This window comes from Pseudomonas sp. KH_046_1 (assembly GCF_057839025.1).
Genome location: NZ_CM174481.1, coordinates 2758105 through 2779565 on the forward strand (window position 1 = coordinate 2758105; position 21461 = coordinate 2779565).

Consider the following 21461-nt stretch of genomic DNA (forward strand, 5'->3'; position numbering starts at 1 on the left):
GCCATCGCGAGCAAGCTCGCTCCCACAGGGGATTTTCGTCTATCTGGTACCACCGTTCCTCACCTAAGTCTTTGCTTCTGCTCACTAATCCTCCAGAATCGCGCCCCTGTTTCGGCCGGGCGCTGCCTGTCGGGTATTCCGACGCGTCCTGGCCGGGTGGCAAGTGACCGGAATGTGGAGATCCCACCGGATGAATGATCAGGCCAATAGCGTTAACGAACGCTATGTAGACGCGACACCCGCGACGCTTTCGAGCTGGAATCGCCAGGACACCACCTGGATGCTGGGCCTGTTTGGCACGGCGATTGGTGCGGGAACCCTGTTTTTGCCGATCAACGCAGGCCTGGGCGGTTTCTGGCCGCTGCTGGTCCTGGCGTTGCTGGCGTTCCCGATGACGTTCTACGCACACCGCGGGCTGACCCGTTTCGTGCTGTCCGGTCGCGAAGGCGCCGACATTACTGAAGTGGTGGAAGAGCATTTCGGCATCAAGGCCGGCGCGCTGATCACCTTGCTGTACTTCTTCGCGATTTTCCCGATCCTGCTGATCTATAGCGTGGCCCTGACCAACACGGTCGGCAGCTTCATGGAACATCAACTGCACATCATGCCGCCCCCGCGCGCCGTGCTGTCGCTGGTGCTGATCCTCGGCCTGCTGGCGGTGGTGCGTTGCGGTGAGCAATTGATCGTCAAGGCCATGAGCCTGATGGTCTATCCGTTCATCGTCGCGCTGCTGTTCCTGGCGGTGTACCTGGTTCCGCACTGGAACGGCGGCATCCTCACCACCGCGAGCAGCGTGCCGGCGCCATCGGCGTTGCTGCACACCTTGTGGCTGGCGATTCCGGTGATGGTGTTCTCGTTCAACCACTCGCCGATCATCTCGGCGTTCGCCGTGGACCAGAAGCGTCGCTACGGGGAGCACGCCGAGGAGCGCAGCTCGCAGATCCTGTCCCGCGCCCACCTACTGATGGTGGTGATGGTGCTGTTCTTCGTCTTCAGTTGCGTGCTGACCCTGTCGCCAGCGCAACTGGCTGAAGCCAAGGCGCAAAACCTGTCGATCCTGTCGTACCTGGCCAACCACTTCAGCAATCCGACCATCGCCTTCGCGGCGCCGTTGATTGCCTTCGTGGCCATCTCCAAGTCGTTCCTGGGGCACTACATCGGCGCCAGCGAAGGCCTCAAGGGCCTGATCGTCAAGAGCGGCAAGCGTCCGTCCGCCAAGGCCCTGGACCGCATGACCGCCGCGTTCATGCTGGTGGTGTGCTGGATCGTCGCCACGCTGAACCCGAGCATTCTCGGCATGATCGAAACCCTCGGTGGCCCGGTGATCGCGGCGATCCTGTTCCTGATGCCGATGTACGCCATCCGCAAGGTACCGGCGATGGCACGCTATCGCGGTCAGGCATCCAACGTCTTCGTGACGGCGGTGGGCCTGGTGGCGATTACGGCGTTGATCTATTCGTTGAGTGCCTGACTCTACTACCTGTGGGAGCGGGCTTGCTCGCGAAAGCGGTGGGTCAGTCGCCATTGATTTCGACTGACACGACGCTTTCGCGAGCAAGCCCGCTCCCACATTTAATCCGGTTCAGGCATTCAATAATTTTCAAGGCATAAAAAAACGCCGCTCATCTCACGATGGGCGGCGTTTTTCATTGGTGCGCCAGGCATGGCGCGTTGCGCGAAGCGCAACCAGCTTGGCTGTGGTGGCCTCGCTGGTGACTTGGAGGTGTAAGTCCTCTACACACCCGGCAAGGGGAAGTGTTAGCCAGAGGCAAGGGTGTCGCGGGCGACTGCGAATCTGAAGGAAGCCCGAGGCAAAATGCTGGCCTGACGAACAGGAAGCGGATAGAGGCGGCGCAGCGGGGTAAGAAGGCCAATATCTTCAAAGCCCAATACTTGCACGGAACGCTGTGACGTAGATCCGACAGGCATAAGCAGGAAGGTCGCGCGAATTACCCTGGGAGATCTGTGGGTTTGCCACTGTGCTACCGAGCGTCGAGAGGCGACGGGATGAGCCCACAGAAGTCAGCTGAGGCCGTAGTAAGTGGCGGATTACCGCGTCACCAAGGGCCGAACAGGTTATGCCGCCAGTAGGCGTCAGAGTCTCGTCGAATGTTGAAACGCAGAATATTCTCCAAGAGAAAACTGTTACCCCAGGTCCTGGACGGTATCCGAGGATGAAGGCTGACAGGGCGCAAACATCGACGGCGTCTGTGGCGTGGACGAACGCGGAGCCGGACACGCTGATGGTGCGGGTGCTTGCACCCGCCAACCTCAAGCGTGCGTATCAACGCGTGGTCAGCAACAAGGGCGCACCGGGTGCCGATGGCATGACGGTCGACCAGCTGGCGGGCTACGTGAAACAGTATTGGCCGATCCTCAAGACTCGGCTGCTGGCCGGCGAATACCACCCGCAAGGTGTACGCGCCGTCGATATCCCCAAACCCAAAGGCGGTACAAGACAGCTGGGTATCCCCAGCGTCGTGGATCGCCTGATCCAGCAGGCGCTGCTGCAACAGCTCACGCCAATCTTCGATCCGCTGTTTTCGGACTACAGCTACGGCTTTCGTCCGGGCAGAAGCGCTCATCAAGCCATCGAAACCGCCCGCGCCCATGTGGCGGCGGGCCACCGCTGGTGCGTGGAACTCGATCTGGAGAAGTTCTTTGATCGGGTCAACCACGATGTATTGATGGCTTACATCGAGCGTCAAATCGAAGATAAACGTGTGCTTATGCTGATCCGTCGTTATCTCGAAGCGGGAATGATGTCGGGCGGGATCGCCAGCCGACGGCAGGAAGGGACGCCGCAAGGCGGCCCGCTCTCACCGTTGTTGTCGAACATCCTGCTCAATGAACTCGACCGCGAGCTGGAACGGCGGGGCCATCGCTTTGTACGCTATGCCGACGACGCCAACATTTATGTGCGCAGTCGTCGTGCTGGCGAGCGAGTGCTGGTCAGGGTTGAGCGCTTCCTGAATCAACGCCTGAAACTGACGTTGAATCAGGAAAAGAGCCGAGTAGCACGGCCGTGGGCGTGTGATTATTTGGGTTACGGGATGAGCCTGCATAAACAGCCGAAGCTGAAAGTAGCTACGATGAGCCTGAATCGCTTGCGCGATCGGCTCAGAGAACTGCTGCGCGGAGCGCGGGGCCACAAGATGGCAAGCGTCATTGAGCGGATTAACCCGGTGCTACGTGGTTGGGCGGGTTACTTCAAGCTCAGCCAGAGCAACCGCCCCCTTGAGGCGTTGGATGGCTGGATGCGCCGTAAACTTCGCTGTGTCATTTGGCGTCAATGGAAGCAGCGCCCAACGAGGGCGCGCAACCTGATACGTCTGGGGATCAGCGAAGCACGCGCCTGCAAATCAGCGTTCAACGGGCGCGGGCCATGGTGGAATTCGGGAGCGTCACATATGAATCACGCGCTGCCGAAGAAGCTGTGGGACAGCCTGGGGCTGGTCCCAATACTGGATACGATAAAACGGCTTAACCGCATAACCTGAACCGCCGTATACGGACCCGTACGTACGGTGGTGTGAGAGGACGGCGGCTGTGAAGCCGCCTCCTACTCGATCGTTGCAACGTTAGGCTTGAACGACCGGGATGTTGGCGTTCGCAGCAGCTTCACGGAACTCGGCGATCTGGTCGAAGGACAGGTAGCGGTAGACATCGGCCGCCATGCTGTCGATCTTGCCAGCGTATTCCATGTACTCCTCGACGGTCGGCAGGCGACCCAGGATGGACGCCACGGACGCCAGCTCGGCCGAAGCCAGGTAGACGTTCGCGCCGTCACCCAGACGGTTCGGGAAGTTACGGGTCGAAGTCGACACAACGGTCGAGTTCGGCTCTACACGTGCCTGGTTACCCATGCACAGCGAGCAGCCCGGCATTTCCATGCGCGCGCCGGCCTTGCCGTAGATGCCGTAGTAGCCTTCTTCGGTCAGCTGGTGAGCGTCCATCTTGGTCGGCGGCGACAGCCACAGACGGGTTGGCAGCTGACCCTTGACCTGCTCCAGCAACTTGCCGGCAGCGCGGAAGTGACCGATGTTGGTCATGCACGAACCGATGAACACTTCGTCGATCTTCTCGCCAGCAACGCTGGAGAGCAGGCGAGCGTCGTCCGGGTCGTTTGGCGCGCAGAGCACAGGCTCCTTGATGTCGGCCAGGTCGATCTCGATGATTTCAGCGTATTCAGCGTCTTTGTCCGCTTGCAGCAGCTCAGGGTTGGCCAGCCAGGCTTCCATTGCTTGAGCGCGACGTTCCAGAGTGCGTGCATCGCCGTAGCCTTCGCCGATCATCCAGCGCAGCAGGGTGATGTTGGACTGCAGGTATTCGGCAATCGACTCTTTGGACAGCTGGATGGTGCAACCGGCAGCCGAACGTTCAGCCGAGGCGTCAGACAGTTCGAACGCTTGCTCGACGGTCAGTTTAGGCAGACCTTCGATCTCCAGGATGCGACCGGAGAAGGCGTTCTTCTTGCCTTTCTTCTCTACGGTCAGCAGGCCAGCCTGGATCGCGTAGTAAGGAATGGCGTGAACCAGGTCACGCAGGGTGACGCCTGGCTGCAGTTCGCCTTTGAAGCGAACCAGGATCGACTCAGGCATGTCCAGCGGCATGACGCCGGTGGCAGCGGCGAACGCAACCAGACCGGAACCGGCCGGGAACGAGATGCCGATCGGGAAACGGGTGTGGGAGTCACCACCGGTACCGACGGTGTCTGGCAGCAGCATGCGGTTCAGCCACGAGTGGATGATGCCGTCGCCCGGACGCAGGGAAACGCCGCCGCGGGTCATGATGAAGTCAGGCAGGGTGTGGTGGGTGGTCACGTCGATCGGCTTTGGATAAGCCGCGGTGTGGCAGAAGGACTGCATCACCAGGTCGGTCGAGAAGCCCAGGCACGCCAGGTCTTTGAGTTCGTCACGGGTCATGGGACCGGTGGTGTCCTGGGAGCCCACAGTGGTCATCTTCGGTTCGCAGTAGGTGCCCGGACGAACGCCGGTCACGCCGCAAGCCTTGCCGACCATTTTCTGCGCCAGGGTGAAGCCCTTGGTGCTTTCAGCCGGTGCTTCAGGCTTCTTGAACAGGGTCGAAGGTGGCAGACCCAGCTCGGTGCGAGCCTTTTCGGTCAGGCCACGGCCGATGATCAGCGGAATACGGCCGCCAGCGCGAACTTCGTCCAACAGGACCGGGGTCTTCATTTCGAAGGTGGTCAGGACTTCGTCGGTGCCGTGCTTGCAGACTTTGCCAGCATGCGGGTACAGGTCGATCACGTCGCCCATGTGCATGTTGGAAACGTCGAACTCGATTGGCAGTGCGCCGGCATCTTCCATGGTGTTGTAGAAGATCGGAGCGATCTTGCTGCCGAAGCAGAAACCGCCGGCACGCTTGTTCGGTACATAAGGAACGTCGTCGCCGAAGAACCACAGTACGGAGTTGGTTGCCGATTTACGCGAAGAACCGGTACCGACCACGTCACCGACGTAGGCGATAGGGAAGCCGGCGTTGCGCATTTCTTCGATCTGCTTCATCGGGCCGGTGACGCCTTGTGCGTCAGGCACGATGCCGTCGCGAGCCATTTTCAGCATGGCCAGGGCGTGCAGCGGGATGTCTGGACGGGACCAGGCATCAGGGGCAGGGGACAGGTCGTCGGTGTTGGTTTCGCCGGTGACCTTGAACACGCGCAGGCTGATCTTGTCGGCCAGGGTCGGGCGCTTCACGAACCACTCGCCGTCAGCCCAGGATTGCAGCACGCCTTGGGCGTGAACGTTACCGTTCTTGGCTTTTTCAGCGACGTCGTGGAAGGCGTCGAACATCAGCAGGGTGTGCTTGAGTTCTTTGGCAGCTACTGGAGCCAGTTCGGCGTCGTCCAGCAGGTTAACCAGGGTCACGATGTTGTAGCCGCCCTGCATGGTGCCGAGCAGTTCAACAGCGCGCTTCTTGTCGATCAGGGGGGATTTGGCTTCGCCTTTGGCGATGGCGGACAGGAAGCCGGCCTTTACATAGGCTGCTTCGTCCACGCCTGGTGGAACGCGATTGGTGATCAGGTCAACGAGGAATGCTTCTTCGCCAGCCGGGGGATTTTTCAGCAGCTCGACCAGGCCTGCAGTTTGTTCGGCGTTTAGCGGCTGGGGAACGATACCCAGTGCTGCGCGCTCTTCGATATGTTTGCGGTAGGCTTCAAGCACAGTTATTACCCTCATCAGTGGTCCCAAATGGGTGTCCGGGACGCTCATCCCGAAATTGCCGTACTCATGCGCTGCATGGCGTTGTGAGCCACTTAGCCAGAATTACCGACAATTCCTTACAGAAGCTGCTTTCAAAGTTTTACGCCTGCAGAACGGGAGCTGATGAGGGTTGGCGTTGGGCTTTTCCCCGCTGGAAAAACCCCTCGCCAACACCGCTCTGAAGGAACGACTGTGCTCGTGACGCTTTGAAAACAGCTTCTAACGGACATTGGCGCCTAAAAAGGCAGGCTGATTCTACGGCAAAAAAAAATTAAAGGTAAGTCAGTGTTTATTGGACTTTGGTGGAGGCAGTCACCAGAGCCCGATTCTCCATGGGCCCTGAACTATGAGGGGTGATCAATGGCCGACAAAGGGCTAACATGCCGGCCTGTCCTGCTTTTTCGCGTTTTTGCCTATCTATGCCCAATCAGACCATCAAGACACCCTGCGTCGGCCTCTGCTCCACTGTTTACGGTGACCTGGTGTGCCGTGGCTGCAAGCGTTTCCACCACGAAGTGATCCACTGGAACGGTTACAACGAGGAAGAAAAGCGCGCGGTATGGCTGCGTCTTGAGCAGTTGCTGTCGCAGGTGATGGCCGCCAAGGTGGAAATTTTCGATCCGGCACTGCTGAGAATGCAGCTGGAGCAACGCAAGATCCGCTTCGTGCCCCATCAGTCGGAATATTGCTGGGCCTACCAGTTGATCGCCCGGGGCGCGCGGGTGATCAACAACCTGGAAGCCTACGGGATGGTGTTGCTGCCGGAATTTCGCGACTGGAACCTGCCGGAATTGCGCGACGCCATTGATCGGGAATTTTTCCTGCTCTCCGAGGCTCATTACCAGCGCTACATTGCGCCGGGGTTTCTCAAGGATGCGTTTGGCGGCTAAGAGCATCGCGAGCAGGCTCGCTCCCACAGGGGATTTGTGAGCGACACAGATCCAGTGTGGGAGCGAGCTTGCTCGCGATGGCGTCCGGCCGAACACCACAAATCTCAATGTTTGTCGGCAATCTCCTCAAGGTGATCCGCCACTTCCGTCGGCTTGAGCACCAGCACGTCGCTCTCCACCGCATCGAGCACCACTTCCGCCGTATTACCGATCAAGGTCCCGGACAATCCGCTACGGGCCACGGTACCGATCACCGTCACCGCCGCCTGCAGCTTGTGCACCATGAACGGAATCAGCACATCCGCCGGGCCTTCCTCGATGTGCAGGTGATCATCGTCGATGTCGAATTCCGCCTGGAACGACTTGCATTGCTCGCGGTAGCGCGCCTGGATGGTTTCGCTGAGTTGAAACGTCGGGTCGGCCGACGACAGCATCGGCGACGGGTGGGCGCTGATCACATGCAAGTGGGCCTTGGCCAGGGTGGCGATGTCATAGCCATGATCAATGATGGTGTCGTGCAGGTGGCGGTGTTCGAGGTCGGTGTTGCCAACGTCGACAGCTGCCAGGATCACTTTGTCTTTCCATGAACCAGCGGTTTTCACCAACAGTACAGGGGAAGGGCATTGGCGCAGCAATTTCCAGTCCTCGGGTGTCAGCAGGGCCTTTTTCAGTGCGCTGTCGGGAAAGTGTTGCTTCACCACAAGACCGCAGCCTTCGGCTTGCTGCACATCGATGATGGTTTGATGCAGGCTCTGATTCCAGGCTTGCTCAGTGGTGATGTTGTAACCGTCTTCCAGTAAAGCGGCCTTGAGCACACCCAACATGCCACTGTGATCGTGCTTGGGGTCGCACACCAGCAGATGCAACTGTGCCTGGGTCACACCGGCGATCAACTTCGCCCGTTTGAGCGCCAGGCTTTCGGAATGCTCGGGGTCGATGACCACCAGAATGCTGCGAACGGCTTGCATGTGCGCGATCTCCTGAAAATAAAAAAGCACGGCGTTGCACAACTATAGTTGCTGTCTGCGATTCGGGGACTTGATGCATATCAACGGTTGGCGACTGGTGGTCTGCGGGCAGGCCGGTATAATCGGCGCCCTTCGTTTTGAACCTATTTTTCCGTGAGCCCCATGATCCTTCCCGAAATTCACGAGTTCCTTGGCTGCCGCACCCCCGACGGCTGGATCGAGGCCGCGCTGGCCGATCAGGAAACCCTGCTGATCGACCACAAGAACTGCGAATTCAAGGCCGCCAGCACCGCGTTGAGCCTGATCGCCAAGTATCACTCCCACGTCGATCTGATCAACATGATGTCGCGCCTGGCCCGGGAAGAGCTGGTGCACCACGAACAGGTCATGCGCCTGATGAAGCGACGCAAGATCGAACTGCGCCAGCTGTCCGCCGGGCGTTACGCGTCGGGGCTGCGCAAGGTGGTACGCAGTCACGAGCCGGTGAAACTGGTGGACACCCTGGTGGTCGGCGCCTTCATCGAGGCCCGCAGTTGCGAGCGTTTCGAAGCACTGGTGCCGCACCTGGACGAAGAACTGGGCAAGTTCTATTTCGGTCTACTCAAGAGCGAGGCCCGGCATTTCCAGGGCTACCTGAAACTGGCCTACCAGTACGGCGACGCCAGGGACATTGCGCATGTGATCGACAAGGTCCGCGCCGCCGAGCAGGAACTGATCGAATCGCCGGACGTGGAATTTCGTTTCCACAGTGGCGTACCAGCCGCAGCGTGAGATTCGAATAGCGCTCAAGACCTCGTCGCGCTGGACCTAGCGACCCAACCCCAAGCGTTCATGCCATTGCGCAATGGACTCTTCGGGGTACACATCGAACTGCTGATCCCCGGGCAGCGCCTGGACCTCCACCCATGGCGCCTTTGAGCCGAGCATCAGGTGCGTGTGCTCCGGCGGCACCGGCAGCGGGGTGTCGATGGCCGAGGCGAACGGGTGAATCAACTCCGGCCACTGCGGACTGAACAACCACAGACCCGAACCGCAAACCGAGCAGAAATGCCGCTCGGCGGTGCTGCTGTGGGCGCGTTTGTCGCCGTCTTCCTTGAGCCGCGCATGGTAAATCGCGATGTGTTTGCGTCCACGAACCTTGAGGCTGGCGGCATCGCCACCGAGGTTGATCGTATAGCCGCCACCGCCCTGGGTCTTGCGGCAGATCGAGCAGTAGCAGCGCTGGTAAGGGTAGGGGTGGGCGCTGGTCAAACTGAACGACACCGCGCCGCAATGGCAGGAACCTTCGAGTTGCATGGGAACCTCCTGCTGTCTGGAACGTACCCCGAACAGCCTAGACCGTCAGGGCTACTCGACCGGCACCAGAATCGCGTCGCCGGTCGCCACCAGTTTCAGTTGATCACCGGTCTGCGCGAACAGCTCGGCGCGGGCAAATACCTGTTTCTTGCCAGCCTTCACCACCCGGCCCCGGGCGATGAACACTTCACCGATGGCAGGCGCCAGGCAGTTGACTGAAAAGTGTGACGCCAGCACGTTGCCCGCCACGGTGCCAGCCGCGAAGCCACAGGCTGTGTCGAGCATCGCGCCAATCAGGCCGGCATGCAGGAAACCGGCATATTGCGCCATGTCGTTTTCGCGAAAGGCCATGGTGAGCTCGGCCTCGCCAGTTTCGGCGCGGGTGACTTCGAAGCCGGCCCAGCGGTTGAAGGCTGATGTCGAGTTGATGTGCTTGAGTGTGTTGAGCATGGCGAATCCCTCCGGTTGAGGGTTCAACATGCGCCGGGTTTGGGGGGAGTGTCATCGTTGATCAGCCAGCGTGATAGCCCGTTGGATGGGTGGTGAATGGGTTGGCCCCTTCGCGAGCAAGCCCGCCCCCACAGGGGGATTGCGTTCCAAATGTGGGAGCGGGCTTGCTCCGGGCGGCGTTCCGACGAAGAACGATAACGCGGTCCCACTGGACACCCACCGTCTGTCAATTCAGCATGTCCGCCTCGAAACCGGGACATGACCTGATGCGACGATTACCTTCCCTGGCAGCCCTGCGAACCTTCGAATGCGCCGCCCGCCACGCCCATTTCGGTCGGGCGGCCGCCGAGTTGTGTGTCACCGACAGCGCGGTCAGCCACCAGATTCGCCAGCTTGAAGAGCAATTGGGCGTGCCGCTGTTCGTGCGCGAGGGCCGGCAGATTCGCCCGACCCTGGCCGCCGGGCGCCTGATGCAGAGCTTGCAGCAGGCGTTCGAGCTGATTGGCGATGCCTGCGATGAACTGCGCGACCCTTCATCCCTGGCGGTATTGCGTCTGGCGGTCACCGCCGAACTGGCGCAAAAGTGGCTGATGAGCCGGCTCACGGATTTCTATGCGCGCTACCCGCACATCACCTTGCATCTGTACGAACAGCCGATCGATGCCACGGCGCCCGGGGAAGACATCGACCTGGCGATCACCTACGGCACCGGTCCGGTGGACAGCTCAGCGTATTTCGTCCGGCCGCTGCCGGCGTTGCAGTTCTTCCCGGTGTGCAGCCCCGGCCTGTTCAACCAGGGCACACTGAAAACCCCGAAGGACCTGGCCCGCCACTGTCTGCTGCACGACGACCAGGACGGCAAGACCTGGACTGCGTGGCTCACCAGCCATGCCGGCGACCAACGCCCGGACCGTCAACTGTATTTCGCCCATGCCGGGCTGGCACTGGAGGCCGCGGCCCAAGGGCAGGGCGTGGCCATGGGCGACAACCTGACGGCCCAGGAAGATTTGCTCAGCGGGCGTCTGGTGCGGCCGTTCACCTCGAGCATGACCGCGTTGGGCCAATATGCGCTGGTGTGCGAGCGGGTGCGGCTGGAGCGTCCGGCGGTGGCGCAGATGCTGGAATGGTTCAACGATCAATTGCTCGATTGATGAGTTAGATTCAAGTATTCCGAAATAATCATCGTTGGCGAGCCAGTCGCCAACGCCCTTAGCCTGTGGTCATTCCAATCCCTGCTGAAGAGGTTTGACCATGGCCCGTTTGCTCGACACCACTCCCAAACTGGACGGTTTCCGTCTGCCCGGCGAATTCGAAGCCAAGTCCGGTTGCTGGCTCGGCTGGCCGGAGCGCACCGACGTCTGGCGCAACGGTGCCAAACCGGCGCAGAAAGTCTGGGTGCAGATCGTCACCGCCATTTCCATGAGCGAACCGGTGACCGTGTGCGCCTCGGCGGCACAGTTCGCCACCGCGCGCCGACAGTTGCCGCCGCAAGTGCGCGTGGTGGAAATGACCTGCAACGACACCTGGTTTCGTGACAGCGGCCCGTGCTTTGTGGTCAACGATCAGAGCGGCGAAGTGCGCGGCGTCGACTTCGAGTTCAACGCCTATGGCGGGCTCGACGGTGGCCTGTACTACCCGTGGGACAAGGACGACCAGATCGCCAGCAAGATTCTCGAAATCGAACGCTTCGACCGCTATCGAGCGCCGTTGATCGCCGAACTGGGCGGCATCCAGAGCGACGGCCAGGGCAGCATCCTGACCACCGAACAATGCCTGCTCAACCGTAATCGCAACCAGCATCTGGGCAAGGCCGAAGTCACCCGTCGCCTGACCGATTACCTGGGTGCCGAGCAGGTGATCTGGCTGCCACGGGGCTGCAAGTTCGACGAAACCGATGGCCACGTCGACGACCTCGCGTGTTTCGTGCGCCCCGGTGAAGTGGTGCTGCAATGGACCGACAACCGCGACGACCCGCAGTGGGAAATCTATCAGGAGGCCTACGACATCCTGCGCAGCACCCGCGACAGTCGCGGCCGCGAGTTGATCGTGCACAAGCTGCCGCAGCCGGATGTGCTGGAGTGGACCGCCGAAGAAGCCGAAGGCCTGGACCAGCAGGACAGCACCCATACCCGTCAGGCCGGGACGAAGATCTGCGCGTCGTACATCAACTACTACGCCGGCAACAGTTCGATCGTGGTGCCGCTGTTCGGTGATCGCAACGACAAGGTGGCGCTGGCGACCCTGGCCGAGCTGTTCCCGAAACACAGCATCGTCGGCATCGAAAACTCCCGGGAAATCCTCCTCGGTGGCGGCAACGTCGCGTGCATCACCATGCCGCAGTACGCAGCCACCCACTCCAACAAGAAAGGAGTGTGATCATGGGCCTGCACAAACTGACTCAAGCAATACTGCTGGTGCTTGCACCCCTGTGTGTGCAGGCCGCCGAAACCACCAAACCGGTGGTCAATCTGTACATCTGGGGCGAGTACCTGGCCCCGGACACCTTGAAGAATTTTGAAGCGAAAACCGGCATCCATGTGGTGGTCGACCACTTCGACTCCCTGGAAACCGTCGAGACCAAGCTGCTCACCGGCCGCAGTGGCTACGATCTGGTGCTGACGGCGGGGCAGCATCTGTCCCGCGCCATCGAGAGTGGCGCGGTGCAGACGGTCGACAAGCAGCAACTGCCGCATTTGGCCGGGGTCGGCGAGGAGTTTCGCCAGCACATGGCGGTGTTCGATCCGGGCAACCGCTACGCCGGGATCTACGCCTGGGGCACCACGGGCGTGGGTTATCAGGAGCAGGCGGTGAAACAGCGCCTGCCAGACGCGCCGACCGACAGTTGGGCGATGCTGTTCGACCCGGCCGTGGTGTCGAAATTCGCCGATTGCGGGGTCAGCCTGCTCAACGATCCCAACGAAGTGTTTGCGGCGGTCATGAAATACATGGGCCTGGACATCAACCGCCAGAACCTCGATGACCTGAAGCTGGCCGAGCAGCAACTGGCGAAGATTCGGCCGTACATTCGCTACTTCGATAACGACCTGAACATCAGCGACCTGGCCAACGGCAACACCTGCGTGGCGATGTCGTGGAACGGCAACGTGGCCATCGCGGCGGGCCAGGCCGAGGCTGCGGGCAAGCCGTATTCGCTCAAGTACCGGATTCCGCAGGAGGGCACGTTGATCTGGTTCGATGCCATGGTCATTCCCAAGGACGCGCCGCACCCGAAGGCCGGCCTGGCATTGATGGACTACCTGATGACCCCGGAGGTGATTGCGCCGATCACCGACAGCATCCATTACGCCAATGCGATCACGGCGGCGGACGGCTTGATCGATCCCGCGATTCGCAACGATCCGGGGACCTATCCGACGGCTGCGGTCAGGGCTTCGCTGTACAGCAAGAATGACAATGGCAAGGCGTTCAACCGGGCGCTGATCCGGGCGTTCAGTCGGTTGAAGTCGGGGTTGTGATTGGCGCCGAATAATGTGCTGAATGTGCTGACGCCATCGCGGGCAAGCCCGCTCCCACAGGTTTTGTGTTCGACATAAGACCTGTGGGAGCTGGCTTGCCTGCGATGAACGATAACGCGGTCTACCGGTTGGGCACCCGCCACAAATACCACGCCGCCACCGTCCGATAAGGGCTCCACGCCAACCCGATCTCGATCATCTGCTTGCGCGTCGGCTGCACCTCCAGCCCCTTGAGCCGTCGATAACCCTCGCGCACGCCAAAGTCGTCGGCCGGCAGGATATCCGGCCGCTCCAGGCTGTAGATCAGCAGCATCTCCACGGTCCAGCGACCCACGCCGCGCAGGGTGATCAAGCGCTCGATCAGCGCTTCATCGTCCATGGCCAACGCCGTGGCGTAATCCGGCACCACGCCGTCCAGCGACGCTTGGGCGATGCCCTGAATGGTCGTGATCTTGCTCGCGGAAAACCCGCAACTGCGCAATCGGTCGAAATCCGTGGCGACGATCTGTTCAGGCCGGGGAAACGAATCCGAACCGAACAGCGCCAGCAGCCGGCCGACAATCGCATCGCCGGCCTTGGTATGCAGTTGCTGATAGGCAATCGCCCGCACCAGCGACTCATACGGGTCACGCGCCGCATGCGGCTGGTGCAGGCACGGGCCGATGGCGTCGATGTGGCGGCGCCAGTCGTCATCGATGGCGGCCAGGAAGGCACTGGCCGCCTGATAGCCGTCGGCCATGGGCTCAGGCTTTCCCGGACGGTTTCAACAAGGCGTTTACTTCGCCATAGGTCAAAGCCTTCAGGTCGTGGCTATCGAACTTGCCGGTTTGCAGAAAGCTTTTGGCGATGCCGGCCATGGCGCCGTAGAGGAACTCGGCGATGCCCGAACCTGCAGTCAGGCGGCGTACGCCGAGTGCTTCAAGAGCTTCGGGCGACGGCAGGCCCGGGAACCCCAGCACATTCAGCGGCAGGGAGGTGCCCTGGCACAGCGCCTTGATCTCGTACTCCGCGGTAACGCCTGCGGCAAACAGACCATTGGCACCGGCCGCCTGATACAGCGCGGCGCGCCTGAGGGTTTCGGCGACGCGGTCTTCGGCAGGCACCAGGCCCCGCAGGTAGACATCGGTGCGCGCATTGATAAACAGGTTCACGTTGCGCCGGTCAGCCACCTGGCGCGCGATCTCAATCTTGCGTACCAGCAACTCCGGCGGCGAGGAGCCGTCTTCGATATTGATCCCGACAGCGCCGGCGGCGATTACTGCATCAATGACCCGGGCCACCCGTTCCAGGTCATCGGAATAGCCGGCTTCGATGTCCACGGTCAGCGGCACCGAAATGACCCGGGCAATTGATTCGACGGTCGAGACCAGGCGCTCAAGGGGCAGGGTGTTGCCGTCCGGGTAGCCATGCACCCAGGCCACCGCCGCGCTGCTGGTGGCCACGGCCTTGTTGCCCAGTTGCTCCACCAGCCGCGCCCCGGCGGCATCGGCGACGTTGGTGAGGATCAGCAAACCTTCTTGATGCAGTTGGTGCAGTTGATTGTCGAGCCTGTCCATCGAGTTTCCTTCCTTATGAAAAATCTGTGGGGGGGATCAGAGCGCCAATTGCTCCGTGAGCTGAACCGCTGCGTTTTCCAGCCTGAGCAGAAACGCCTTGCGCGGCTGGCCTCCAGCGTAGCCGGTCAACGAGCCGTCGGCGCCGATCACTCGGTGGCAGGGCACGACAATCGATAAGCGGTTATGCCCGTTGGCCAGGCCCACGGCCCGGCTGGCACCGGGCTTACCCAGGCTCGCCGCGATGGCACCGTAGGTGGTGGTCCGGCCGTAGGGGATCTTCGCCAGTTCAGCCCAGACCCGGCGGGAGAACTCGCTGCCGGGCATGTGCAAGGCCACGCTGAACTCAGTGAGCGTGCCGGCGAAATACGCAGACAATTGTGCTTCGATCTGCTGCAAATGCGCGTTGTGCCCCGGCGCCACGGCATAACCGAAACGGTTTTGCAGCGCCTCGACCGCCGGATTCAGCGAGGCCTGGTCGAGAAACTCCAGCAGCACCAGCCCACGCCGTTCGGCCATGGCGATCATCGGCCCCAGCGGCGTGGTCAGGCGCGTGAACAGCAGCGGCTCGCTGTTGGCCGCGCGGCCTGGGGTGATGTGAAAGGATTTCTGGAAGGCATCGCGAAAACCGCTGAGGGACTCGTAGCCGGAATCGAAGGCGACGTCATCGATGGAGTCGCCCTGTCTGATTCCGCCCAACGCCATGCCCAGGCGTCGGGCGCGCAGCCAGGCGTGGAAGGTCATGCCGAAATGCTGCTTGAACCAGCGGCGCAGTTTCAGTGGTTCGATGCCTTGGGCCAGTAGCTGGGCGTCGGTCCAGCGCTGCTCCGGGTCGGCGTCTACCGATCGGAACAGTGTCTGCACCCAGTCCGGCGCGCTGGCGGCGGTGTCCAGCGGTTTGCAGCGCAGGCAGGCGCGATAGCCCGCCGCCAGGCATTGTTCGGCGTTGGCGAAGAACTCGACATTCTCGGGCTTCGGGCTGCGGGCAGTGCAACCGGGGCGGCAGAAGATGCCTGTGGTCTTGACCGCCGTAAAGAACACCCCCTCGTAGGAAGTGTCTCGCTCGAGCATGGCGCGCACCATCTCGGCACGGGGCGGAAGCAGCGTTTTTTGTAGGTTCATGGGCGCAGCATAGATCGCGACATGGGCGACCTCCACCGGAAAATCGACAGCGAATTTCGTTCATTACAGACAGTACCCTGTGGGAGCGAGCCTGCTCGCGAAGGCGGCGTGCCAGTCACCTCGATATTGGATGACACTACGCATTCGCGAGCAGGCTCGCTCCCACACGGATAACCAACATTTCAGACGCGTCTGGCCATCAGAAGTACCGAAGCCGCCGCCGACAACAACCCGGCGCAGCAACGATTGAACATCCGCTTGCCCGACGGCCTGGCGAACCAGCGGCGCATGTGCAGGCCCATGTAGGCGTAAGCGCCGATGGCGATCCATTCCAGCACCAGAAACAGCGCGCCCAACACCACGAACTGCGGCCCGATGGCGTGGGTCGAGTCGACGAATTGCGGCAGGAACGCGGTGAAGATCAGGATCGCCTTGGGGTTGCCGGCCGCGACCAGGAATTCCTGCCGGGCCAGCGCCAGCGTGCCCACAGGCGCTGTGGTGAGCACATTTTCCACACCCGGATCGGCACGCCACAATTGCCAGGCGAGGTAGAACAGGTAGGCCGCGCCGAGGATCTTGATCGCGTAGAACAGCAGCTCGGAGGTTTGCAGCACCACCGCCAACCCCGCCGAGGCCAGGGCAATCATCCCGGCGAACGCCAGCAACCGGCCGATGCCGGCCACGCACGCGGTGCGGTAGCCATAGCGAGTCGAGTTGCTGACCGACAGCAGGTTGTTGGGGCCGGGTGCCATGTTGAGGGCGAAGCAGGCCGGCAGGAACAGGGTGAGGGTGGCGAGGTCCATGGTGGGCTCCTGTAGCAAGAGCGCTATTTTTATCACGGCTCACCCGCGACCAGACCCATACAGTCATGGGCGCAAACCACCGTACACGGGGCTATCTGGCGAACTTTTTCGCCGCGGCGACGCAGAGGATCACGGCGACGGTGACACCCAGCATGCCTACGCTGACCTGTTCATGCAGCAGGGTGGCGGCCAGGGTCAGCCCGAAAAACGGCTGAAGCAGCTGCAATTGCCCAACGGCGGCGATGCCCCCTTGGGCCAGGCCGCGATACCAGAACACGAAACCGATCAGCATGCTGAACAGCGAGACGTAAGCCAGGCTGAACCAGGCCGGCGTGCTGATGCCGGTGAACGAAGCCGGCATGCGCATCCAGCTGAGCGCCGCCACGACCGGCAGCGACAGCACCAGCGCCCAGCTGATCACCTGCCAGCCACCGAGGGTGCGCGACAGCTTCGCGCCTTCGGCATAACCCAGGCCGCAGGCGAGGATGGCCAGCAGCATCAGGATGTCGCCCTGAGGGGAGGCGGTCAGCCCTTGGGACAGGGCATACCCGACCACCAGCAGGCTGCCCAGCACCGAGAAAATCCAGAACGCCGCCCGAGGCCGCTCGCCGCCGCGCAGGACGCCGAACACCGCCGTCGCCAGGGGCAACAGGCCGACGAAGACGATGGAGTGTGCGGACGTCACGTATTGCAGCGCCAGCGCGGTCAGCAAAGGAAAGCCGATGACCACGCCCAAGGCAACGATGATCAGCGGTATCAGTTGCTGGCGCGTCGGGCGTTTTTCCTTGAATAACCACAGCAGGCACAGCGCCAGGAGCGCCGCGATCGTCGCGCGAGCGACCGTCAGGAACACCGGGTCAAACTCCAGCACCGCCACCCGTGTCGCCGGTAGCGAGCCGCTGAAGATCACCACGCCGATCAGGCCGTTGATCCAGCCGCTGGTGCTGTTTTCCAGCGTCCGGTGTTGCAGGTTCGAGGTCCGTTCCATTTGGCTCACGCTCATTGTCTGATTGCACGAAACTCATCCTATGAGCGACTATCGATACAATCAAAAAATTGTCATGGATACATCTCGACATGCCTCGATCCCGCTACAAGACCCTGGTGGATGCTTTTGCCGCCGACATCCGTTCCGGGCGTTTGCCGCCCGGCACGCGCCTGCCGACCCACCGGCAACTGGCCACGGAGCACGGTTTGGCACTGGTCACCGCCAGCCGGGTGTATGCCGAGCTGGAGGGCATGGGCCTGGTCAGCGGCGAAACCGGACGCGGGACCTTTGTCAGGGAAACCTCGCTGCCGCCGGGGCAGGGCATCTCGCAGCATGTGGTGGCGGCGGGGATGATCGACCTGAATTTCAACTACCCGTCTTTGCCCGGTCAGGCCGACCTGTTGCGCACGGCCTTGCGGCAACTGGCGTTGTCCGGTGACCTGGAATCCCTCCTGCGCTACCAGCCTCACGCGGGACGCCTGCACGAGCGCGCCTCGGTCGCGCGTCATCTGCTTGACCGCGGGCTGAACGTGCCGGCCGAACAGGTGTTGATCGTCAGCGGCGCCCAGCATGGCCTGGCGGTGACGATGATGACGCTGCTCAAGCCCGGCGATGTGATCGCCGCCGATGCGCTGACCTATCCCGGTTTCAAGACGCTGGCCGAAACCCTGCATCTGGAAGCCTTGCCGATTCCGGTCACGGATACCGGGCCTGATCTGCCGGCCCTGGAAAAGCTCTGCCGCAGCCGATCGGTACGGGCCCTGTATTCGATGCCGACCCTGCACAACCCTTTGGGCTGGGTGATGGACCTCAATCAGCGCGAGCAGTTGGTGGCGATTGCGCGCCAGCATGACCTGACGATCATCGAGGATGCGGCCTACGCGTTTCTGGCCGAAAACGTACCGCCACCGCTGGCCGAGCTGGCGCCGGAGAGGACGGTGTACGTATCCGGCCTGTCGAAGAATGTCGCCACCGGGCTGCGCGTCGGTTTCATCGCCGCACCCGCGCAATGGGTCGCCGCCTTCGAGCGCACCATCATGGCGACCACCTGGAACACCCCGGGCGTGATGACCGCCATCGTCACGGCCTGGCTCGACGACGGCACCGTCAGCCAACTGGAGGCGCAAAAACGCGCGGACGCCCGGGCCCGGCAAGCCCTGGCCCGCGAGGTGCTGGCGGGGCTCAGGACCATCAGTCACCCGAACTCCTACTTCATCTGGCTGCCGTTGGCGGAAGACGCCCGGGCCGACCAGATCGCCATGGCACTGATGCGCGAGCAGGTGTCGGTGTCGCCGGCCGAACCCTTTGCGATTTCGACCCAGGTGCCGCATGCGATACGCCTGGCGTTGGGCTCCGTGGACATGGATTCGCTGCGGGTTGCCCTGGGCAAGGTTAAAAACGTCGTTGGCTATTACTCGTAGCGGTGCAGGGCAGTTTTCTTCAATACGCGAGCCGCTCGGCTCTTTACCGTGAGGGCCTTGTTCAACTCGATGGAAGAAGGTGTGCAATGAGTCTGATGATGTCCATGGCGGCGTTTGCGCTGGTCGCTTCCATCACGCCGGGGCCGGTCAACATTGTGGCGTTGAGCTCCGGCGCACGGTTTGGTTTCCGGGCCAGCCAGCGTCACGTGGCCGGGGCCACCCTGGGGTTTGTCTTGTTGTTGGTGTTGATGGGGCTGGGCCTGCATAAGTTGTTGCAACGGTGGCCGGCGCTGACCCAGGTGGTGCAATGGGCGGGCGTGGCGTTTCTGTTGTACATGGCCTACAAGCTGGCGGCCGACAATGGGCAGGTGCAGGCCAGTGAGTCGGCCCAGGCGCCGTCGATGCTGTATGGCGCCATCATGCAATGGCTCAACCCGAAGGCCTGGCTGGCCTGCGTGGCCGGCATGGGCGCGTTTGTCGCCGATGGCGAGGCGCGGCTGGTCTGGCAGTTCGCGGCGATTTATCTGGTGATCTGCTATGTGTCGGTCGGTTGTTGGGCGTATGCCGGGACGTTTTTGCGCGGGTTCCTGAACAACCCGGCGGGTATGCGCCTGTTCAATCGCGCCATGGCGTTGCTGCTGGTGGTGAGTGCGGTGTATCTGTTGTTGCCTTAACGGCCGGATGCTGTGGCGAGAATGCTTGCAGCACAGTTTTTTTGGCGAGGGAGCTTGCTCCCGCTGGGCTGCGAAGCGGCCCCCGGGTTCCTTCAGCGAAATCTTGCATGCAGGTTTTGCGGCGGCTTCGCCGCCGAGCGGGAGCAAGCTCCCTCGCCACAGGTTCAGCGCCAAAGCCACAGATTCAACGAAGCCACAGATTCAGCCAAAGCCACAGGCTCACCCCCGATACTGCCCCGGTGTCGCCGCCAAATGCTGTTTAAACGCCCGTTGAAAATGCGCCTGATCGGCGAACCCCGCTTCCAGTGCCACGTCCGCGATCAGTTTGCCGCTGCGCAATTGATCCTGGGCGAACTGGATGCGCCGGTTCACCAGGAACGCGTGGGGTGTCATGCCGTAATGCTGTTTGAAGGCGCGGATCAGGTAGGACGGTGACAGTTGCGCCGCTTCGCAAATGTCTTCGAGCCTGAGGGTTTGCGTGCAGTGTTCGCGGATGTAGTCAGCAGCACGCTCCAGCTTGAAATTGGGTTCGCGCAGCGGCTGATCGACCGGGTTGAGTCGCAGCTGGACTTCAGTAAAAAACTCCACGGCCACGCTGTGTTTGCGCAGCACGTCCTGCCGCGGATCGACCAACACCTCATACAAGCCCGCAAGGCCGGCAAACAGGCTGGCGTCCTGCGTATGGGTCAGCGAAAAACGGCGAAGCGCCGCGTCATCGCTGAAGCCGAGCTGATGCTGCAAATCGGTCAGCCACGGCGTATCGACGTACAGCATCAGGTATGACCAGGGTTGGTTTTCGATCGGGTTGCAGGCGTGGACGTCGCCGGGGTTCATCAGCACCACCGTGCCGACGCTGACCTCGAACGCCGACTGCTCATGCAGATAAGTGCTGCGCCCGGCGGTGATCGCCCCGATGGAAAAGTGCTCGTGGGCGTGCCGGGTGTAGCAGACTTCGCGCCCGTCGGCGATGGAGCGGGCTTCAATGAAGGGCAGGGCATCATCGCGCCAGAAGCGCGGGGCCTTGTCGGCGTTCTTGGCAACGGCGTGCTTCATGCTCACTCCTCGGCAGGTCAGCGCCCGAGTGTATTAGCTCTCGCCGTCAAAGGCGCGCTGCAACGTCGCAATATCGAGTTTTTTCATCTGCATCATCGCCTGCATGGCCCGTTGGGATTTCTTCGTGTCGGGGTCTTTGATCATGTCCATCATCGCCACGGGGACGATTTGCCACGACAGCCCGAACTTGTCCTTGAGCCAACCGCATTGCTGGGCCTCGGGCACGCCACCGGCCGACAGGTTGCCCCAGTAATGATCGACTTCTTCCTGGCTCAGGCAATTGACCTGAAACGAAACCGCCTCACTGAATGTAAACAGCGGTCCGCCGTTGAGGCCGGTGAAGCTCTGCCCGTCGAGCTCGAAGCTGACGGTCATGACCGAACCCTCGGGTCGGCCGTGGAACTCGAATCCGGCGTGGCCGTAATGGGTGATGGCAGTGATTTTCGAGTGGTCGAAGATCGAACAATAGAATTTCGCCGCCTCTTCGGCCTGATCGTCGAACCACAAGCAGGGCGTGAGTTTTTGTACGCGTAGCATGGTGCCAGC

The 21461-nt window shown here is 61.7% G+C and carries 20 protein-coding genes; 9 read left to right on the plus strand and 11 right to left on the minus strand.

The window, feature by feature from the left end; genetic code table 11:
• Positions 1–190 precede the first annotated feature (190 nt).
• Complete coding sequence (locus tag AC3IT9_RS12855) at positions 191–1471, plus strand: serine/threonine transporter (RefSeq protein WP_489273293.1); 1281 nt, start codon at positions 191–193, stop codon at positions 1469–1471.
• Positions 1472–2078: 607 nt separating this feature from the next.
• Complete coding sequence (ltrA, locus tag AC3IT9_RS12860; protein ID WP_489273294.1) at positions 2079–3500, plus strand: group II intron reverse transcriptase/maturase; 1422 nt, start codon at positions 2079–2081, stop codon at positions 3498–3500.
• An 81-nt stretch (positions 3501–3581) separates the two neighbouring features.
• Here ltrA and acnB read toward each other — a convergent pair whose 3' ends face one another.
• On the minus strand, positions 3582–6182 hold the full coding sequence (gene acnB, locus AC3IT9_RS12865) for a bifunctional aconitate hydratase 2/2-methylisocitrate dehydratase (protein ID WP_046037240.1): 2601 nt from the start codon (positions 6180–6182) through the stop codon (positions 3582–3584).
• Between the two features lie 458 nt (positions 6183–6640).
• On the opposite strand from acnB, the gene AC3IT9_RS12870 reads away from it, so the two are divergent.
• Positions 6641–7111 carry a DUF1289 domain-containing protein gene (locus tag AC3IT9_RS12870; RefSeq protein ID WP_007937731.1) on the plus strand — a complete coding sequence of 157 codons (471 nt, stop codon included), beginning with the start codon at positions 6641–6643 and terminating at the stop codon, positions 7109–7111.
• Between the two features lie 104 nt (positions 7112–7215).
• Here AC3IT9_RS12870 and AC3IT9_RS12875 read toward each other — a convergent pair whose 3' ends face one another.
• Positions 7216–8079 (minus strand): universal stress protein, encoded by an 864-nt coding sequence (locus tag AC3IT9_RS12875; protein WP_150724111.1) that lies wholly within the window; start codon positions 8077–8079, stop codon positions 7216–7218.
• 162 nt (positions 8080–8241) lie between these two features.
• Here AC3IT9_RS12875 and AC3IT9_RS12880 point away from each other — a divergent pair, with 162 nt between their 5' ends.
• Positions 8242–8850 carry a MiaE family protein gene (locus AC3IT9_RS12880; RefSeq protein ID WP_150754679.1) on the plus strand — a complete coding sequence of 203 codons (609 nt, stop codon included), beginning with the start codon at positions 8242–8244 and terminating at the stop codon, positions 8848–8850.
• 36 nt (positions 8851–8886) lie between these two features.
• Here the strand turns inward: AC3IT9_RS12880 and AC3IT9_RS12885 are convergent, their stop codons facing one another.
• Both AC3IT9_RS12885 and AC3IT9_RS12890 read right to left on the minus strand, forming a co-directional pair.
• Positions 8887–9375, minus strand: coding sequence for a GFA family protein (locus AC3IT9_RS12885; RefSeq protein ID WP_489273295.1), 489 nt, complete (start codon positions 9373–9375; stop codon positions 8887–8889).
• A 51-nt stretch (positions 9376–9426) separates the two neighbouring features.
• Positions 9427–9825, minus strand: a complete 399-nt coding sequence (locus AC3IT9_RS12890) for a PaaI family thioesterase (RefSeq protein ID WP_150724108.1) — start codon at positions 9823–9825, stop codon at positions 9427–9429.
• A 266-nt stretch (positions 9826–10091) separates the two neighbouring features.
• On the opposite strand from AC3IT9_RS12890, the gene AC3IT9_RS12895 reads away from it, so the two are divergent.
• The 3 genes from AC3IT9_RS12895 to AC3IT9_RS12905 all read left to right on the plus strand — a co-directional run bounded on the left by AC3IT9_RS12895 (position 10092) and on the right by AC3IT9_RS12905 (position 13301).
• Positions 10092–10976, plus strand: coding sequence for a LysR substrate-binding domain-containing protein (locus AC3IT9_RS12895; RefSeq protein WP_008050806.1), 885 nt, complete (start codon positions 10092–10094; stop codon positions 10974–10976).
• 100 nt (positions 10977–11076) lie between these two features.
• The gene (gene aguA, locus AC3IT9_RS12900; RefSeq protein ID WP_489273296.1) at positions 11077–12201 is read left to right on the plus strand and encodes an agmatine deiminase; all 1125 of its coding nucleotides are present in this window, start codon (positions 11077–11079) and stop codon (positions 12199–12201) included.
• 2 nt (positions 12202–12203) lie between these two features.
• On the plus strand, positions 12204–13301 hold the full coding sequence (locus AC3IT9_RS12905; RefSeq protein WP_489273297.1) for an extracellular solute-binding protein: 1098 nt from the start codon (positions 12204–12206) through the stop codon (positions 13299–13301).
• 121 nt (positions 13302–13422) lie between these two features.
• Here the strand turns inward: AC3IT9_RS12905 and AC3IT9_RS12910 are convergent, their stop codons facing one another.
• The 5 genes from AC3IT9_RS12910 to AC3IT9_RS12930 form a co-directional block, all read right to left on the minus strand.
• On the minus strand, positions 13423–14040 hold the full coding sequence (locus tag AC3IT9_RS12910) for a DNA-3-methyladenine glycosylase family protein (RefSeq protein WP_489273298.1): 618 nt from the start codon (positions 14038–14040) through the stop codon (positions 13423–13425).
• Between the two features lie 4 nt (positions 14041–14044).
• Positions 14045–14857, minus strand: coding sequence for an isocitrate lyase/PEP mutase family protein (locus AC3IT9_RS12915; RefSeq protein ID WP_489273299.1), 813 nt, complete (start codon positions 14855–14857; stop codon positions 14045–14047).
• A 36-nt stretch (positions 14858–14893) separates the two neighbouring features.
• Positions 14894–15976, minus strand: coding sequence for a bifunctional transcriptional activator/DNA repair enzyme AdaA (locus AC3IT9_RS12920; protein WP_489273300.1), 1083 nt, complete (start codon positions 15974–15976; stop codon positions 14894–14896).
• A 182-nt stretch (positions 15977–16158) separates the two neighbouring features.
• On the minus strand, positions 16159–16779 hold the full coding sequence (locus AC3IT9_RS12925) for a LysE family translocator (RefSeq protein ID WP_489273301.1): 621 nt from the start codon (positions 16777–16779) through the stop codon (positions 16159–16161).
• Positions 16780–16870: 91 nt separating this feature from the next.
• Positions 16871–17767 (minus strand): DMT family transporter, encoded by an 897-nt coding sequence (locus AC3IT9_RS12930; protein WP_489273302.1) that lies wholly within the window; start codon positions 17765–17767, stop codon positions 16871–16873.
• 89 nt (positions 17768–17856) lie between these two features.
• Between AC3IT9_RS12930 and AC3IT9_RS12935 the strand changes: the two genes are divergently transcribed.
• Positions 17857–19188, plus strand: a complete 1332-nt coding sequence (locus tag AC3IT9_RS12935) for an aminotransferase-like domain-containing protein (protein ID WP_489273303.1) — start codon at positions 17857–17859, stop codon at positions 19186–19188.
• 86 nt (positions 19189–19274) lie between these two features.
• The gene (locus AC3IT9_RS12940; RefSeq protein WP_489273304.1) at positions 19275–19862 is read left to right on the plus strand and encodes a LysE family translocator; all 588 of its coding nucleotides are present in this window, start codon (positions 19275–19277) and stop codon (positions 19860–19862) included.
• Positions 19863–20081: 219 nt separating this feature from the next.
• Here the strand turns inward: AC3IT9_RS12940 and AC3IT9_RS12945 are convergent, their stop codons facing one another.
• On the minus strand, positions 20082–20915 hold the full coding sequence (locus tag AC3IT9_RS12945; protein ID WP_489273305.1) for an AraC family transcriptional regulator: 834 nt from the start codon (positions 20913–20915) through the stop codon (positions 20082–20084).
• 33 nt (positions 20916–20948) lie between these two features.
• Positions 20949–21452 carry a VOC family protein gene (locus AC3IT9_RS12950; RefSeq protein ID WP_489273306.1) on the minus strand — a complete coding sequence of 168 codons (504 nt, stop codon included), beginning with the start codon at positions 21450–21452 and terminating at the stop codon, positions 20949–20951.
• Between the last annotated feature and the right edge of the window lie 9 nt (positions 21453–21461).